The sequence below is a fragment of the Amycolatopsis sp. NPDC051371 genome, from assembly GCF_040682155.1.
GTDB lineage: Bacteria > Actinomycetota > Actinomycetes > Mycobacteriales > Pseudonocardiaceae > Amycolatopsis.
This window is the reverse complement of the sequence record NZ_JBFBAG010000007.1, coordinates 160481-174892: the sequence shown is the minus strand read 5'-3', so window position 1 is coordinate 174892 and position 14412 is coordinate 160481. Positions and strand designations below refer to the sequence as shown.

Here is a 14412-nt window from a genome sequence, read left to right as displayed (position 1 = left end):
GTCGTCCGTGGACTTCTAACCTGACCGCGCGAACCACGGTGAAGTGTTCTCTAAACCGGACGAAGGAGACACGATGAACGGACGCGCGATCGGCCGGGTCGTGGCGCTGGCCACGGCAGTCGCGGCCCCGTTGGGCCTGGGCCTCGCGGTGGCCCCCGCCGCTTCGGCGGCCGCGGTCACGACCCTGTACTACAGCTCGTCGGGCGCACCGGACTACCTCGGCCAGATCGACCAGGGCGCGGCCAACTGGAACGCCGCGGTCACCGACGTGAAGCTGGTCAAGCGCACTTCGGGCGCGACGATCAAGTTCCACGAGATCCACAGTGGCGGGTCGTACACGAACACGAACGGCCACGGCCGCGGCGACATCTACCTGGACACGAGCCAGGTGGCGGAGGGCTTCGACCCGACGCGCATCGCGGCGCACGAGCTGGGCCACAACCTCGGCCTGCCGGACCACTACACGGGACCGTGCACGGAACTGATGTCCGGCCACGGCCCGGGGACGGCGTGCAAGAACGCCAAGCCGTCCGCGGCCGAGGCGGCGAAGGTGCAGTCCTTGTGGGTGAACGGCTTCACCGCGGCTCGTACCGAGACGCGCAACGTCGCCTACTGAGCCGGCGCCGGTCGTGAGTGAGAAACAGGGTTAGAACACTGTTTCTCACTCACGACGCTCCATCTCGAGGGGGAGGCGCGCACCGGGACGGCCTGCGAAGATCGACCGGTGCGCGTACTCCGCCCCCTGACGAGCAAGGCGACCTACCGCCGCTGGGTGTACCTCGTCCTCGGCGGGGCCATCAGCGTGCCCTACCTGCTGTTCTCCGCGGTCGCCGTGCCGTCGCTGCTGCCGTTCGTCACCACCGTCGAACGCGCCACCCTCGTCGGCGGCCTGCTCACCCTGCTCGTCCTCGCCGGGACCGCCTTCCTGCCCGCGGTGCACGTGCTCGAGTCCACCGCGGTCCGCGAGCTGCTCGACGACCCGGTGCCGGACGCCCCCGCGAAACCCCGTACCCGGCCGGGCCGCCGGCGCGCAGCGGGGATGTTCGTGCTGCACGTCGTCGCCGGGTTCGTGGTCAGCTTCTTCAGCCTCGCCGCGCCCGTGGCCGTCGGGATCTCGATCAGCGCCGTGTTCACCGGGCACTTCCTCCAGACCTCCGGGGGCGACGAGGTCACCGTCCCGACCGGCTGGCCGTCGGTCTGGCTGCCTGTCGTGTTCACGGTCGGGGTGGTGCTGCTGGTCTACGCGGTCTGGGCGACCGGCGCCGGGCTGCGCCGGGCCGCGGTCCGGCTGCTCGGGATGACCGCCGCCGACCGGATCGCCCAGCTGGAACGGCGGACCGGGCAGCTCGCCGAGCGCAACCGCCTGGCCCGGGAGCTGCACGACTCGGTCGGGCACGCGCTGAGCGTCGTCACGGTCCAGGCCGGCGCCGCCCGGCGGACGCTGCGCACCGACCCGGACTTCACCGAACGCGCGCTCGGCGCCATCGAGGAGTCGGCCCGGACGGCGCTCGACGACCTCGACCACGTCCTCGGGCTGCTGCGCGACGAGGCGGCCGGCCGGACGCCGCAGCCGGGCCTGACCGAGCTGCCGACCTTGCTCGAAACGACGCGGCTGGCCGGCACCGATGTCACTGCCGAACTCAACGGCGACCTGGCCGCCGTGCCCGCGGTGGTGTCGCGCGAGGTGTACCGGATCCTGCAGGAATGCCTGACCAACGCGGTGCGGCACGCCGGTAGGGTCTCGGTGACGGTGGTCGTCGACGTCGCGGCGCACGGCCTGGTCGCCCGGGTCGCCAACCCGCTGGGCGCCGGCTCGGGCCGCACCGGCGGCGGCCGCGGCCTGCGCGGGATGACCGAGCGGGTCGAGGTGCTCGGCGGCGAGCTGTCGGCCGGGCGGGTGGACGAGCGGTGGGAGGTCGTGGTGCGGGTGCCGTGGGGGAGCGGGCGATGAGCGTGCGCGTGCTGCTGGTCGACGACGAGCCGCTGATCCGCGCCGGGCTGCGGGCGATCATCGACAGCGAGGACGGGCTTTCGGTGGTGGGGGAGGCCGCCGACGGCGCCGAGGTGCCCGGGCTGGTGGCCCGGCTGCGCCCGGACGTCGTGCTGATGGACGTGCGGATGCCCGCGGTGGACGGGATCCGGGCCACCACGCACCTGATGTCCACCATGGACAGTCCGCCGAAGGTGATCGTGGTGACCACCTTCGAGAACGACGACTACGTGTACGACGCGCTCGTCGCGGGCGCCAGCGGGTTCCTGTTGAAGCGGGCGCGGCCTGAGGAGATCGTGGCGGCGATCCGGACGGTGGTGACGGGCGAGTCCCTGCTGTTCCCGGCGGCGATCCGCCGCCTCGCGGCCCACCACGCGCCCTCCGGTGACGGGCTGGCGAGCGTGGCCCTGACCGAGCGGGAACGCGAGGTGCTGCGGCTGATGGCCGGCGGTCTGTCCAATGTGGAGATCGCGGGGGAGCTGTACCTGGGGATCCAGACGGTGAAGACGCACGTGGGCAACGTGCTGGCGAAGCTGGGCGCGCGCGACCGGACGCAGGCCGTGATCCGGGCGTACGATTCCGGCTTCGTGACGCCGGCGGGCTGATTCGGGCACCATGGGCCGCATGACCCAGGTTGCCGCATACGACGAATTCGCCGAGGCGTACACGGCCGAGAACGAAACCAGTCTCATGAACGCCTACTACGAACGGCCCGCCACCCTCGCGCTCGCCGGAGACGTGACCGGACGGCGGATCCTCGACGCCGGCTGCGGCTCGGGCCCGCTGTTCGCCACGCTGCGGGAGCGGGGCGCCGCCGTGACCGGGATCGACCAGAGTGCCGGAATGCTGGAGCACGCCCGACGTCGGCTCGGCGCCGGCGCGGACCTGCGGGTCGCCGACCTGGCCGACCCGCTGCCCTTCGCCGACGCCGCGTTCGACGACGTCGTGGCGTCCCTCGTGCTGCACTACCTTCGGGACTGGCAGCCGACGCTCGCCGAGATCCGGCGTGTGCTCAAGCCCGGCGGCCGGCTCATCGCGTCGGTCAACCACCCCTTCATGGTCAACCTCACGCACCGCCAGGCCGGGCCCCGGCCCGACTACTTCGAGTCCTACACCTGGACCGACGAATTCGAGATGCACGGCGAAACCGCGCGGATGACCTTCTGGAACCGGCCGCTGCACGCGATGACCGACGCCTTCACCGCGGCCGGCTTCCGGATCTCCGTGATCAGCGAACCCCATCCGGTGCCGGAAGCACGTGAGCTGTTCCCCGACGACTTCGACCTGCTCGACACCTTCCCGAGCTTCCTGTTCTTCGCGCTCGAAGCCGGCTAGGAGTCGTTACTGCTGACGCGGCCCGGGCGGCGGCTGGTATCCCGGCGGCGGAGATTGCGGAAAGCCCTGCGGCGGGGGGAATCCCTGCTGCTGCTGGAACCCCTGCGGTGGGAGCCCCGGCTGCTGCTGGAACCCCTGCGGTGGGAACCCCGGCTGCTGCTGAAACCCTTGCTGCTGGAACCCCGGCTGCTGCGGGTATCCCGGCTGCGGAGCGAAGCCGGGCTGCTGCCCGGACACGGTCCCGACAACCGGACCGGGTCCCCGGCCGGCCTTGCGCCGGATCGCGACGACCAGCCGCCAACCGCACAATCCCGCGATCCCCGCGCCGATGCCGAACGCGACCCACCGGCCGCCGCCCTTGAAGGTGGCCGCGGCGTCGATCGACTCCTGCCGCTTCTCTTCGTAGGTCTCGCTGGTCGTCTGGCCGTACTGGGTCCGGTCGCAGGTCTGCCCCGGTCGCATCTCTTCGCTGCCGCACAGCACCTTGTCGCTGGGCTCCCCGGAGCCGAACAGGCCGAGCGCCATCAGCCCCACTCCGCACAGCAAGCCGATAGACCACCAAACCACGCTTTTCACTGAGTTCCCCTCTACGCCAAACGGGCTAACGGGGGACATCAGACCACAAATCGATCTGTGACGCACATGCTTCCGACGTAACGCCGTGGCCAAAAAGGGCACACGCTAGGCGAGGTCGTCGAGGAGGGCCTGGATCGCCGCGGCCATCGCGGCCGGGTCGCCGTCGCCGGGGCGCAGCACCAGGTCCGGCGCGGCCGGCCGCTCGTAAGGTGCGTCGATCCCGGTGAACCCGGTGATCTCCCCGGCGCGCGCCTTCGCGTACATCCCCTTCGGGTCCCGCGCCTCGCACACTTCGAGGGGCGTGTCCACGAAGACCTCCACGAACGGCAGGTCTCCGGAAATCGCCCGCGCCGAAGCACGGTCCGACGAATAAGGGCTGATCAGGGACGCGATCGCCACGACGCCCGCGTCCGCGAACAGGCGGGCCACCTCCGCCACCCGCCGGACGTTCTCCGCGCGGTCCTCCGGGCTGAAGCCGAGACCCTTGTTGAGCCCGTGCCGCAGGTTGTCGCCGTCCAGGAGGTACGCCGGGCGGCCCGCCGCCACCAGCCGGCGCTCCAGCTCCACCGCCACCGACGACTTGCCCGAGGCCGACAGCCCGGTCAGCCACACCGTCGCGCCACGGGTCGGCCGGTCCTCGCGGCGGACCGCCGCGGTGTGCCAGACGACCGGGGACGCGACCGCGCCGGTGATCATGCCCGCCGCGACCGTGTCGCCCGTGTGCTCGTCCACCAGCAGGAACCCGCCCGTGGCGCGGTTGCGGCGGTACGGGTCGAACAGCAGCGGCGCGCGTGTCCGCAGCCGGATCCGGCCGATATCGTTCAGGGACAACGACTCCGCGGAGTCGCGGTGCAGCGTCGTGACGTCGAGGCGGTACTCCAGCCGCTCCACCGACCCCCGCGTCTCGGTGGTCGTGTGCCGGACGACGTAGGAAGCACCCGGCGTCAACGAAGACCGCGACGAGAACCAGCACACCAGCGCGTCCACCTCGCGGGCCGACTCCGCGCGGTTGCCGGGCCGGCAGAGCATCGCGCCTCGGCCCAGGTCCAGGTCGTCGGCCAGTTCGACCGTCACCGCTTGGCCGGTGAAGGCTTCGGAGAGGGGTGTCCCGCCCGGGCCCCACACCGCGCGCACCCGGGAGGTGATCCCCGACGGCAGCGCCACGACCTCGTCGCCCGGCTTGAACACCCCGCCGGCGATGGTGCCCGCGTAACCGCGGAAGTCGGACCGGCGGATCACGTACTGCACCGGGAACCGCGCGTCGATCAGGTTGCGGTCCGAAGCGACGTGCACCTCCTCCAGCTGGTGCAGCAGCGAAGTCCCCTCGTACCAGGGCATGCTCGCGCTGCGGTGGACGACGTTGTCGCCGTGCAGCGCCGAAACCGGCACGAACGTCAGGTCGGCGACGTCCAGCTTCATCGCGAACCGCCGGAAGTCCTCGCGGATCTCCTCGAACCGCTCCTGCGACCACCCGACGAGGTCCATCTTGTTGACGCACACCACGAGGTGCCCGATCCCGAGCAGCGACGCGAGGAACGCGTGCCGCCGCGACTGCTCGAGGACGCCCTTGCGCGCGTCGACGAGGACCAGCGCCAGGTCGGCCGTCGACGCGCCGGTCACCATGTTCCGCGTGTACTGCAGGTGCCCGGGTGTGTCCGCGATGATGAACTTCCGCTTGGGCGTGGCGAAGTAGCGGTGCGCTACGTCGATGGTGATGCCCTGCTCGCGTTCGGCGCGCAGGCCGTCGGTGAGCAGCGCGAGGTCCGGGTAGTCCTCGCCGCGTTCGCGGCTGGCGCGTTCGACGGCGGCGAGCTGGTCGGTGAAGATCGCCTTCGAGTCGAACAGCAGCCGGCCGATCAACGTGGACTTGCCGTCGTCCACGCTGCCCGCCGTGGCGATCCTCAGCAGCTGCATCAGAAGTAGCCTTCCCGCTTGCGGTCTTCCATGCCTGCCTCGGAAATCCGGTCGTCCGCGCGCGTCGCGCCGCGTTCGGTGACGCGGGTGGCGGCCACCTCGGCGACCACTTCGGGCGGGGTCGCCGCCGAGGACTCGACGCAGCCGGTGCACGTGGCGTCGCCGACGGTCCGGAAGCGGACGGTCGCCTCGTACGGCGTCTCGCCGTCCACAAGGGACAGGAACCGGGTCGCCGCCAGCAGCATGCCGTCGCGCTGGACCACCGGGCGCCGGTGCGCGTAGTACAGCGGCGGCAGCGCGATCCGCTCGTCGCGGACGTACTGCCAGATGTCCAGCTCGGTCCAGTTCGACAGCGGGAAGACGCGGATGTGCTCGCCGCGCCGGTGCCGGCCGTTGTAGAGGTTCCACAGCTCCGGGCGCTGCGCCCGCGGGTCCCACTGGCCGTGCTCGTCGCGGAAGCTGAACACGCGCTCCTTCGCGCGCGCCTTCTCCTCGTCGCGGCGGGCGCCGCCGAACACGGCGTCGAAGCCGCCTTCGCGGATCGCCCGCAGCAGGGTGACCGTCTGCAGCCGGTTGCGGCTGGCTCCCGGGCCGGTCTCCTCGACGACGCGACCGGCGTCGAGGTCGTCCTGCACGCGCGCCACCTCCAGCCGGAGGTTCAACGCGGCGACGGTCTCGTCGCGGAACCGCAGCACCTCGTCGAAGTTGTGGCCGGTGTCGACGTGCAGCACGGGGAAGGGCAGCGGCGCGGGCCAGAACGCCTTCGCGGCGGCGTGGAGCATCACCACCGAGTCCTTGCCGCCGGAGAAGAGCAGGACCGGGCGTTCGAAGGTCGCCGCGACTTCGCGGAAGACGTGCACGGCCTCCGCTTCGAGCGCGGCCAGGTGCGAGAGCTCGTACGAGGTCACGGACACCGGAAAAAAGTAGAACATGTTCTTGTCATCGGTCAAGCGGTGCGCGATCCTGGGACGATGGACCTGGTCGTACTCGAAGAGATCCGCCGGCTGAAGTACCGCTACCTCCGCGCGGTCGACCTGAAGCAGTGGGACGAGGTGGCCGACACCTTCACCGCCGACGCCACGGCCGACTACGGGACCCGCGCGACCGGTGAGGACGGGAAGCACTTCGAAGGGCGTGACGCCATCGTCGCGTTCCTCACCGAGAGCCTCGGCAACGGCATCATCACCGTCCACCACGCAGGTCAGCCCGAGATCGACGTCGACGGCGACACCGCGACCGGGCGGTGGTCGTTCACCGACAAGGTCATCGTGCCCGAGCACAAGGTGATCATCGAGGGCGCCGCGTTCTACGAGGACACCTACCGCCGCGAGGCCGACGGCGCCTGGCGGATGACGCACATCGGGTACGTCCGGACCTACGAGTCGATGCTCTCGTGGGCGGACAATAAGGGCTTCCGGCTGCTCGCGAACCGCTGGGCCGTGCCGGCATGATCGAGAACGAGTTCTCGTTGACCCGGTCGTTCGCCGACGCGATCGCCGAGGCCGAGAAGCTGATCGCGCAAGCCCCGCTGGCACAGACCGAGCTGGGCCTCCTCGAAGGCTACGACTACCTCGCCGGGAGCATCCGCGCGTCGCTGCAGATGGCCTGGGCCTACCAGCGCGACTTCCCGTACTTCACCGCGTCCACCGGGCCGTACACCAAGATGGGCCTGGACAACCCGGACACGCTCTACTTCAACGCGAACATCCGCGCCGACCGCGAGTACCTGGTCACCGGCGTCCGCGGGACCACCGCCGACCTGAGCTTCCAGATCCTCAACGGCGACTACTCGCCGGTCGTGGTGCCCGACAGCCTCGCCGCGTTCGACGACCGCGCGATCGAAATCGGCGAAGACGGCCGGTTCGAGCTGCGCTTCGGCCCGGCTCGCGACAATCCCGGGCCGAACTACTTCGTCCTCGGCGAGGGCTCGTCGATGCTGGTCGTCCGCGAGGTCCACAGCGACTGGGCGACCGAGAAGCGCGGCGAGATCCGCATCCAGTGCGTCGACACGGCGGGCCAAGCGCCCCCGGTGCCGGACCGCTCGGCGCTCGCGAAGCGCTACGGCGTCACCGGCAAGATCCTGCTGAGCCGGCTCAAGACGTTCCTGGCCTTCCCGAAGTGGTTCTACGACAACCTGCCGGTGAACACGATGACCGAGCCGCGCTCGACGCCGGGCGGGCTGACCACGCAGTTCTCTTCCGCCGGGCACTACGAGCTGGGCGACGAAGAGGCGATGATCGTCACCGTGCCGCGCTGTGCCGACGCGCCGTACCAGGGCATCCAGCTCGGCAGCCTCTGGTACGTCTCGCTCGACTACATCAACCACCAGACGAGCCTCACCGCCGATCAGGCGCGCGTCGACCCGGACGGCAAGATCCGGTTCGTCATCAGCGAGCGCGACCCCGGTGTGGCGAACTGGCTGGAACGCACCGGGCACGACCGCGGGTACGTCCAGATCCGCTGGCAGCGGCTCGCGCGGGACCTCGGCCCGGACGACGGCCCGGTCGTCGAGGTCGTCAAGGTGGACGAGCTGCCCGACCGGCTGCCGTTCCACGAGGAAGCGCGGGTGACGCCGGCCGAGTGGTCGGCGCGGATCGCGGCCCGGCAGGACGCCGTCGCCGCCCGGATGCTGGGGTGAGCGTGGAGAACCTGTTGCAGGGCAAGGTGGTCGTGGTTTCGGGCATCGGCCCGGGACTCGGCCGGTCGATCGCCGTGCGCAGCGCGCTGGCCGGCGCCGACGTCGTGCTCGCCGCACGCACCGAGTCACGGTTGACGGAGGTCGCGAAGGAGGTCACCGACCTCGGGCGCCGGGCCGTCGCGGTCCGGACCGACATCGACGACGCCGACTCCGCCGCGAACCTCGTGAGCGAGGCGGTCGAAGCGTTCGGCCGGGTGGACGCGGTGGTGCACAACGCCTTCGCCGTCCCGCCGCTGACCGATCTGGCCACTGTGGACCTCGACGCGGTCCGGAAGGGTTTCGAGACCGCGGGGATCTCCGTGCTCCGGCTGACCCGGCTGTTCCTGCCGGCGCTCAAGGAGAGCAAGGGCTCGCTGGTGATGATCAACTCCGCGGTGCTGCGGCATTCGCGGCGCACGTTCGGCGCGTACAAGATGGCGAAGTCGGCGCTGCTGTCGCTTTCGCAGAGCCTTGCCAGCGAACTCGGGCCGGACGGGATTCGCGTCAACACCATCGCGCCGGGGTACATCTGGGCGCCGAATCTCAAGTGGTACTTCACCTACCTGGCGAAGGAACGCGGCATCACGCCGGAAGAGGTGTACGCCGAAACCGCGTCCACAACAGACCTGCGGAAGCTGCCGGAGCCGGACGAGATCGCCGACGCCGTGGTGTTCCTCGCCTCGCCGATGGCGCGCGCGATCACCGGGCAGTGCCTCGACGTCAACGGCGGCGAGTACCACCACTAGGAGGATCCATGCTCCCCGGCCGCGAAGACGTCGGCACCGTCGAGGACCTGCACGCGTCGGCGACCAAGCTCACCGGGCTCGACGACTTCGGCGGTGACGAGTACGTCGAAGGCCTGCGCGTGCTGCTGGAGTCGTACGAAACCGACGAGGACCTCACGCCGTTCGGCAACAAGGTGCACCGGGCGATGTTGCGCGGTGCGCTTGTGGCGCGGCTGCTCAGCGAGGCGGGCTGGAAGCAGCACCCGGCGTCCGCTTCCGCGGCGATCGAGCGGCCGATCTTCGTGACCGGCCTGCCGCGCACCGGCACCACCGCGTTGCACCGGCTGCTCGCCGAGGACCCGGGGCACCAGGGCCTGGAAGTCTGGCTCGCCGAGGTACCGCAGCCGCGGCCGCCGCGCGACACGTGGGCGGACAACCCGGTCTACCAGGGGATCCAGGCCGGCTACGAGCGTCACCACGTCGAACACCCCGAGTTCATGGGCGTGCACCACATGTCCGCGGACCAGGTGGAGGAGTGCTGGCAGCTGCTGCGCCAGTCGATGCGCTCGCTGTCGTTCGAGTGCCTCGCGCACGTGCCGCGCTACTCGCGCTGGCTCGCGAAGCAGGACTGGACCGACGCGTACGCCCGACACCGGCGCAACCTGCAGCTCATCGGGCTGCCGGACGCCGGCAAGCGGTGGGTGCTCAAGAACCCGAGCCACCTCTTCGCCCTGGACGCGCTGATGGCGGCGTACCCGGACGCGCTGGTGATCCAGACGCACCGGGCGCCGCGCACCATCATGGGCTCGATGTGCAGCCTGGCGGAGAAGGCGGCGGACGGCTGGTCGACGAAGTTCCGCGGCGAGGTGATCGGCAAGTCCCAGCTCGACCTGTGGGCCCGCGGCGCCGACGAGTTCCACGCGGCCCGCGGCCGGTACGACGCGGCCCAGTTCTGTGATGTGCGGTACGAGGACTTCGTCGCCGACCCGATCGGCACGGTGTCCACTGTGTACGACCACTTCGGACTGGCGTTCACCGACGACGCGCGGGCGGCGATGGCGGCGCTGCACACGGAGAGTCGTTCGGGGGAGCGGAAACCGGCCCACCGCTACACCCTGGAGGAGTTCGGCCTGACGCCCGAGGAGGTCGACGAGCGTTTCGCGGGCTACCTCCGCGCGTACTCCTAGTCGGCCGGGATCGGCTCGGCCAGCTCGGCCCGCGAAGGGGCCGCCGGGAACGGGTCGGCGAAGTACTGCGTCTCGTGCGTCACGAGACCGCCGTCGAACTCCATGATGCTCACGGTGCGGGTCGGGACGCCGTCGTAGGCGATCACGCACTCGCTGACCCAGAGGTCGCCGCTGCCCTGGATGCGGCGGATCGTGAAGTGGCGCTCCGCCGGATGACCGCCGCGCTGGGCCTGGATCTTCGCGCGGCCGCGGAAGCGCTCACCGGACTGCGGGTAGTCCAGGATCGCGTCGTCGGCGTAGATCGCGTGCTCGCGCTCGATGTCTCCGCGTTCCGAAGCCGTCCAGTGCTCCTCGATCGCGGCGCGGATTTCGGCGTCCATGCCGGGAAACTCTACGCGGTGATCAGCTTGACGACGTCGTCCATGGACGGGCCGGCCGCGATCTCGGTGGCCAGCTCCTTCGCCCGGTCGCGGTAGCGCGGTTCGTCCAGGACGGCGCGGACGTCCCGCCTGATCGCCCGCGGGGAAGCGGAGGCACGGGCGCGGCCGATCCCGGCCCCGGACCAGGTGACGCGGGCGGCCACCTCGCGCTTGTCCTCGCTGGCGCCGACCACCACCACGGGGACTCCGTAGCGGAGGGCGTGGTTGACGCCGCCGTACCCGCCGTTGCTGATCACCGCGGCGCAGCGGGGGAGGAGGTCGTCGTAGGGCAGGAAGTCGGCGACGCGGAGGTTTCCCGGCAGCGCCCCGGGCCGCAGCCGGCCGCCGCAGGTCGTCGCGACGACCAGCACGTCTTCCTCGGCGAGGGCGGCGATCGTGGGCTCGACGAGCCGGCCGAGGTCGTCGTTCGCCACGGTCCCTTGGGTGACGTGCACGATCGGACGGGAGCCGTCGAGGTCGGCCCACCACGACGGCAACGGGTGCTCGCTCGCCGCGCTGACCGTGGCCGGCCCGATGAAGTGCAGCGGCGCGCCGGGGCGCGGGTATTCGAAGCCCGGGCAGGTCATCTGCAGCACGCCGTCGCTGTGCAGCGGCCAGTCCGTGAAGCGCATGCCGGGGTCTTCGCCCAGTGCGTCGCGGGCTTGCCGCTGCGCCGGCCCGAGGACCCAGGGGGCGAGCGCCTTGAGGATCGCGCTGTTCGGGCCGCTCGGCACCGGGGGCATGAACGGCAGGAACCCCAGCACGAGCACGCGTGGCCGCTGCTCGCGCCGCACCAGTGCCAGGCCCGCCATGAAGAGCGGGTCGCACAGGACGACGTCGACGTCGAGGTCCAGGACGCTCAGCTGGGCGGGTATCGCGCGGACGAAGTTGACCAGTTCGAACCGGGCGAGCTTCAGTCCTTTGAGACCGGCGCGGCCGGGGATCGAGCCGTCGAGGTCGGTTTCGTCGAAGTCGGCCTCCGGCGGCAGGACTCTCACGGTGGCACCGAGCTTCTCGAAGGTTTCGCGGTAGCGCGCCCCCGTGACGACGGCGACCTCGTGTCCTCTTGTGAGCAAGGCTTCGACGATCGGCTTGGTCGGCCCGACGTGGCCGCGCGCGGGTTGCACGCAGACGAGTACGCGGGTCATGGCTCCCCCTGGATTGAGCGATACGCTGTACTATCCAATTGATGACCATACCGGAATCCGGGGGCGCGCGGCGTCGCTACGAGTCGCCGGTGCGCGAGGCCCGCGCCCGGCGCACCCGGGAGCACGTGGTGGCGACGGCCGGGCGGCTGTTCGCCGAACGCGGGTACGCGGGCACGAGCGTGCGGCAGATCGCCGCCGCGGCCGGCGTGAGCCTCGAGACCGTGACGCAGGCCGGGCGGAAGGCGGACCTGCTGCTCGCCGCGTTCCGTGGCGGGTTCGCGGGCGACCCGGACGCGGTGAACCTCGACGCGCTGGTGGGGCCGGCCGCGGATCTGCCGGTGGTGGTCGGACGGGTCGCCGAGGGGGTGCGCCGGTCGTTGCCGATCTGGCGCGCGTTCACGACGGCGGCGATGGCCGACCCGGCGGTGGCGGCGGTCCGCGCGGAGCTGGCGGTGGCCCGCCGCACCGAGATCGTGGCCCGGCTGGAGGCGGCGGGCTTGGCACCGGCGGGCGACAGCGGCCGGCTGGCCGACGCGATCGGCTTGCTGACGTCCCACGAGGCGTACGACCACCTGACGGCGGTGTGCGGCTGGCCACACGAGGAGTACGTGGCATGGACGGCCGCGGCGATCCGGGCTCAGCTCACGCTCGGCCGGAGTTGAGCCCGGCTCGATGCCCTGCGTGAAAGGGGTCGCGAAAATCACCAGGCGCGCATCTGTCCGGCCATCCGCTCGAGTTCGGCCATCGCCGCGGGCGAGGCGCTGCTGAGGCCGCTGTGCGCGGCCGTCGAGCTCCGCAAGAAGCGCCGCAACACGGCCACGAGCAGCCCCTCCGGCAGAGCGCGCAACGCGACGAACCCGCGAGGGACCGGCGGCGTCGGCAGGGCGGCCAGGTGCTGCCGCATGAGGCGGATCATGTCGCGGACCGCGTCCGGATCACCGGCCAGCGCTTCCGGGCCGCCCGCCGCGTGCGCCGCCTGCTCGAGGGGCACCGCGAACGCGGCGTGGGTCTTGAGCCAGGCGTCCATCCGCGGCTCGGCCTTGGCGTTGATCCCGGCGGACCGGAACGTCCGCACGATCCGTTCCAGCCGCGGGGTGGCCCGGCCGTCGGGTTCGCCGATCGGCATCGGCGTCAGGCGGGTCATGAGGTTCGCCGCGCGGTGACGGACCACGTCGCCGTCCATCGTGCCGGCGTCCGTGGGGAAGCCGAGCAGCACCCGCTCGTGGCCGATCACCGCGCCCAGCGGCCGCGCACCGGCCGCCCAGTTGAGCATGAACAGCACGTCGCCTTCGAGACCGGCGAGGGACTCCAGCACCGCGTCCACCTGATGGGTACGGACCAGGACGGCGATCAGGTCGTACCCGCCGGCCGGGTGTTCGACCACCGGTACCGGTACCCGCCTGACGGCCGGGCTGTTTTCCTCGGCGAGCTGCACACCGTGCCGGCGCAGGGCGGCCAGGCGCTCGCCCCGGGCGAGGAGCGAGACGTCGTGCCCGGCCTCGTGCAGATGGGTGGAGAACACGCTGCCGGTCCTGCCGGCGCCGTACACGAGCAGTTTCATAGGGCCCTCATTCATACGTACGTTTTAATCATACGTCTGTATAGTACGTGCATGGCCGACACCCGCACTCAAATCCTGGACGCGGCCGAACGCCTCTTCGCCGAGCGCGGGTTCCATGGCACCTCGGTCCGCGCGATCACCGATCTCGCCGGAGCGAACCTGGCCGCCGTCGGGTACCACTTCGGCTCGAAGGCGGAGCTCGTGGCCGCGGTGGTCCGCCGCGTGGTCGAGCCCATCAACGCCGCGCAGTGCGCCGGGCTCGACCGGCTGCTGGCCCGGACGCCGGACCCGCCGGTCGCCGAACTGGTGGAGGCGTTCGCGGGTCCGCTGTTCGACGGGATGCCGGCCGGCGACGAGGGCGGCGCCCGGACGTCCCGGCTGATCATGACGATCTTCGGCGACCCGGCCGAGGAGATGCGCACCTGGACCGGCGCCGCCGAGGACACGGTCCGCGACCGCTTCTTGGCGGCCTTCGGGCGCGCACTGCCCGGCCTTTCCCCGGAGGAGCTGTGGTTCCGGCTGCGGGGAATCCTTGCGGTGACGGCCGTGGACCGCGTCGACGTCCACAACCAGCGCTGCCCGGGCGACCCGTCCCCGGTGGCGGGCGAGGCGGCCCGGCGCTGGGCGATCACCTTCCTGGCGGCCGCGATGAGCGCGCCACCGACCGGAACCTGACGACTCGGGACGGTGCGCGAAACAACCGGCTGGTCATTTCGTCCCGTGGCCTGCGGATAAGCTCCTGGTCGTGAGTAATCCGACGCTGGGGGGCGAGATTCGCATTCCGACCGCACGGATGGCCACGCGCTATGACGTCTTTGCTTCCCGTGTGCGCGCCCGCCTGGGTGGGTTGCTGCCGGAGGGAATCCCGGCCCCGGGCTCG

At 71.2% G+C, this 14412-nt stretch carries 16 protein-coding genes; 10 read left to right on the top strand and 6 right to left on the bottom strand.

The window, feature by feature from the left end:
- The first annotated feature begins 73 nt into the window (after positions 1 to 73).
- The 4 genes from AB0M59_RS11965 (at position 74) to AB0M59_RS11950 (ending at position 3325) form a co-directional block, all read left to right on the top strand.
- A complete protein-coding gene (locus tag AB0M59_RS11965; protein WP_364612711.1) occupies positions 74 to 616 on the top strand; it encodes a snapalysin family zinc-dependent metalloprotease in 543 nt (180 codons plus the stop codon).
- A gap of 108 nt (positions 617 to 724) precedes the next feature.
- Positions 725 to 1951 (top strand): histidine kinase, encoded by a 1227-nt coding sequence (locus tag AB0M59_RS11960; RefSeq protein WP_364612708.1) that lies wholly within the window; start codon positions 725 to 727, stop codon positions 1949 to 1951.
- On the top strand, positions 1948 to 2595 hold the full coding sequence (locus AB0M59_RS11955) for a response regulator transcription factor (protein ID WP_364612705.1): 648 nt from the start codon (positions 1948 to 1950) through the stop codon (positions 2593 to 2595). Before AB0M59_RS11960 ends, AB0M59_RS11955 begins: the two co-directional genes overlap by 4 nt.
- A gap of 10 nt (positions 2596 to 2605) precedes the next feature.
- Positions 2606 to 3325: a methyltransferase domain-containing protein gene (locus AB0M59_RS11950; RefSeq protein ID WP_364612702.1), complete on the top strand. Its 720-nt coding sequence runs from the start codon at positions 2606 to 2608 to the stop codon at positions 3323 to 3325.
- Positions 3326 to 3331: 6 nt separating this feature from the next.
- Here AB0M59_RS11950 and AB0M59_RS11945 read toward each other — a convergent pair whose 3' ends face one another.
- From AB0M59_RS11945 to cysD, 3 genes are all read right to left on the bottom strand, one after another.
- A complete protein-coding gene (locus AB0M59_RS11945; RefSeq protein WP_364612699.1) occupies positions 3332 to 3892 on the bottom strand; it encodes a hypothetical protein in 561 nt (186 codons plus the stop codon).
- 114 nt (positions 3893 to 4006) lie between these two features.
- Complete coding sequence (cysC, locus tag AB0M59_RS11940; protein WP_364612696.1) at positions 4007 to 5815, bottom strand: adenylyl-sulfate kinase; 1809 nt, start codon at positions 5813 to 5815, stop codon at positions 4007 to 4009.
- Positions 5815 to 6747, bottom strand: a complete 933-nt coding sequence (cysD, locus tag AB0M59_RS11935; protein WP_364612917.1) for a sulfate adenylyltransferase subunit CysD — start codon at positions 6745 to 6747, stop codon at positions 5815 to 5817. The genes cysC and cysD overlap by 1 nt, the downstream gene beginning before the upstream one ends.
- 39 nt (positions 6748 to 6786) lie before the next feature.
- Here cysD and AB0M59_RS11930 point away from each other — a divergent pair, with 39 nt between their 5' ends.
- Genes AB0M59_RS11930 through AB0M59_RS11915 form a run of 4 tightly spaced genes read left to right on the top strand, consistent with a single transcriptional unit; the run spans position 6787 to position 10404 of the window.
- On the top strand, positions 6787 to 7266 hold the full coding sequence (locus AB0M59_RS11930) for a nuclear transport factor 2 family protein (protein WP_364612693.1): 480 nt from the start codon (positions 6787 to 6789) through the stop codon (positions 7264 to 7266).
- Positions 7263 to 8453, top strand: coding sequence for a hypothetical protein (locus tag AB0M59_RS11925; RefSeq protein ID WP_364612690.1), 1191 nt, complete (start codon positions 7263 to 7265; stop codon positions 8451 to 8453). Before AB0M59_RS11930 ends, AB0M59_RS11925 begins: the two co-directional genes overlap by 4 nt.
- On the top strand, positions 8450 to 9238 hold the full coding sequence (locus AB0M59_RS11920; protein WP_364612687.1) for an SDR family oxidoreductase: 789 nt from the start codon (positions 8450 to 8452) through the stop codon (positions 9236 to 9238). Before AB0M59_RS11925 ends, AB0M59_RS11920 begins: the two co-directional genes overlap by 4 nt.
- Before the next feature lie 8 nt (positions 9239 to 9246).
- Positions 9247 to 10404 carry a sulfotransferase gene (locus tag AB0M59_RS11915; RefSeq protein ID WP_364612684.1) on the top strand — a complete coding sequence of 386 codons (1158 nt, stop codon included), beginning with the start codon at positions 9247 to 9249 and terminating at the stop codon, positions 10402 to 10404.
- Here the strand turns inward: AB0M59_RS11915 and AB0M59_RS11910 are convergent.
- Both AB0M59_RS11910 and AB0M59_RS11905 read right to left on the bottom strand, forming a co-directional pair.
- The gene (locus tag AB0M59_RS11910; RefSeq protein ID WP_364612681.1) at positions 10401 to 10784 is read right to left on the bottom strand and encodes a nuclear transport factor 2 family protein; all 384 of its coding nucleotides are present in this window, start codon (positions 10782 to 10784) and stop codon (positions 10401 to 10403) included. The two genes, AB0M59_RS11915 and AB0M59_RS11910, sit on opposite strands and share 4 nt — an antisense overlap.
- An 11-nt stretch (positions 10785 to 10795) precedes the next feature.
- Positions 10796 to 11971 (bottom strand): nucleotide disphospho-sugar-binding domain-containing protein, encoded by a 1176-nt coding sequence (locus tag AB0M59_RS11905; protein WP_364612679.1) that lies wholly within the window; start codon positions 11969 to 11971, stop codon positions 10796 to 10798.
- Positions 11972 to 12012: 41 nt separating this feature from the next.
- Here AB0M59_RS11905 and AB0M59_RS11900 point away from each other — a divergent pair, with 41 nt between their 5' ends.
- Entirely contained in the window at positions 12013 to 12633 is a 621-nt protein-coding gene (locus AB0M59_RS11900; RefSeq protein ID WP_364612676.1) for a helix-turn-helix domain-containing protein, read from the top strand.
- Positions 12634 to 12671: 38 nt separating this feature from the next.
- Here AB0M59_RS11900 and AB0M59_RS11895 read toward each other — a convergent pair whose 3' ends face one another.
- Positions 12672 to 13532: a 2-dehydropantoate 2-reductase N-terminal domain-containing protein gene (locus AB0M59_RS11895; protein WP_364612674.1), complete on the bottom strand. Its 861-nt coding sequence runs from the start codon at positions 13530 to 13532 to the stop codon at positions 12672 to 12674.
- Positions 13533 to 13583: 51 nt separating this feature from the next.
- Between AB0M59_RS11895 and AB0M59_RS11890 the strand changes: the two genes are divergently transcribed.
- Positions 13584 to 14207 (top strand): TetR family transcriptional regulator, encoded by a 624-nt coding sequence (locus tag AB0M59_RS11890; RefSeq protein WP_364612671.1) that lies wholly within the window; start codon positions 13584 to 13586, stop codon positions 14205 to 14207.
- Positions 14208 to 14412 lie beyond the last annotated feature (205 nt).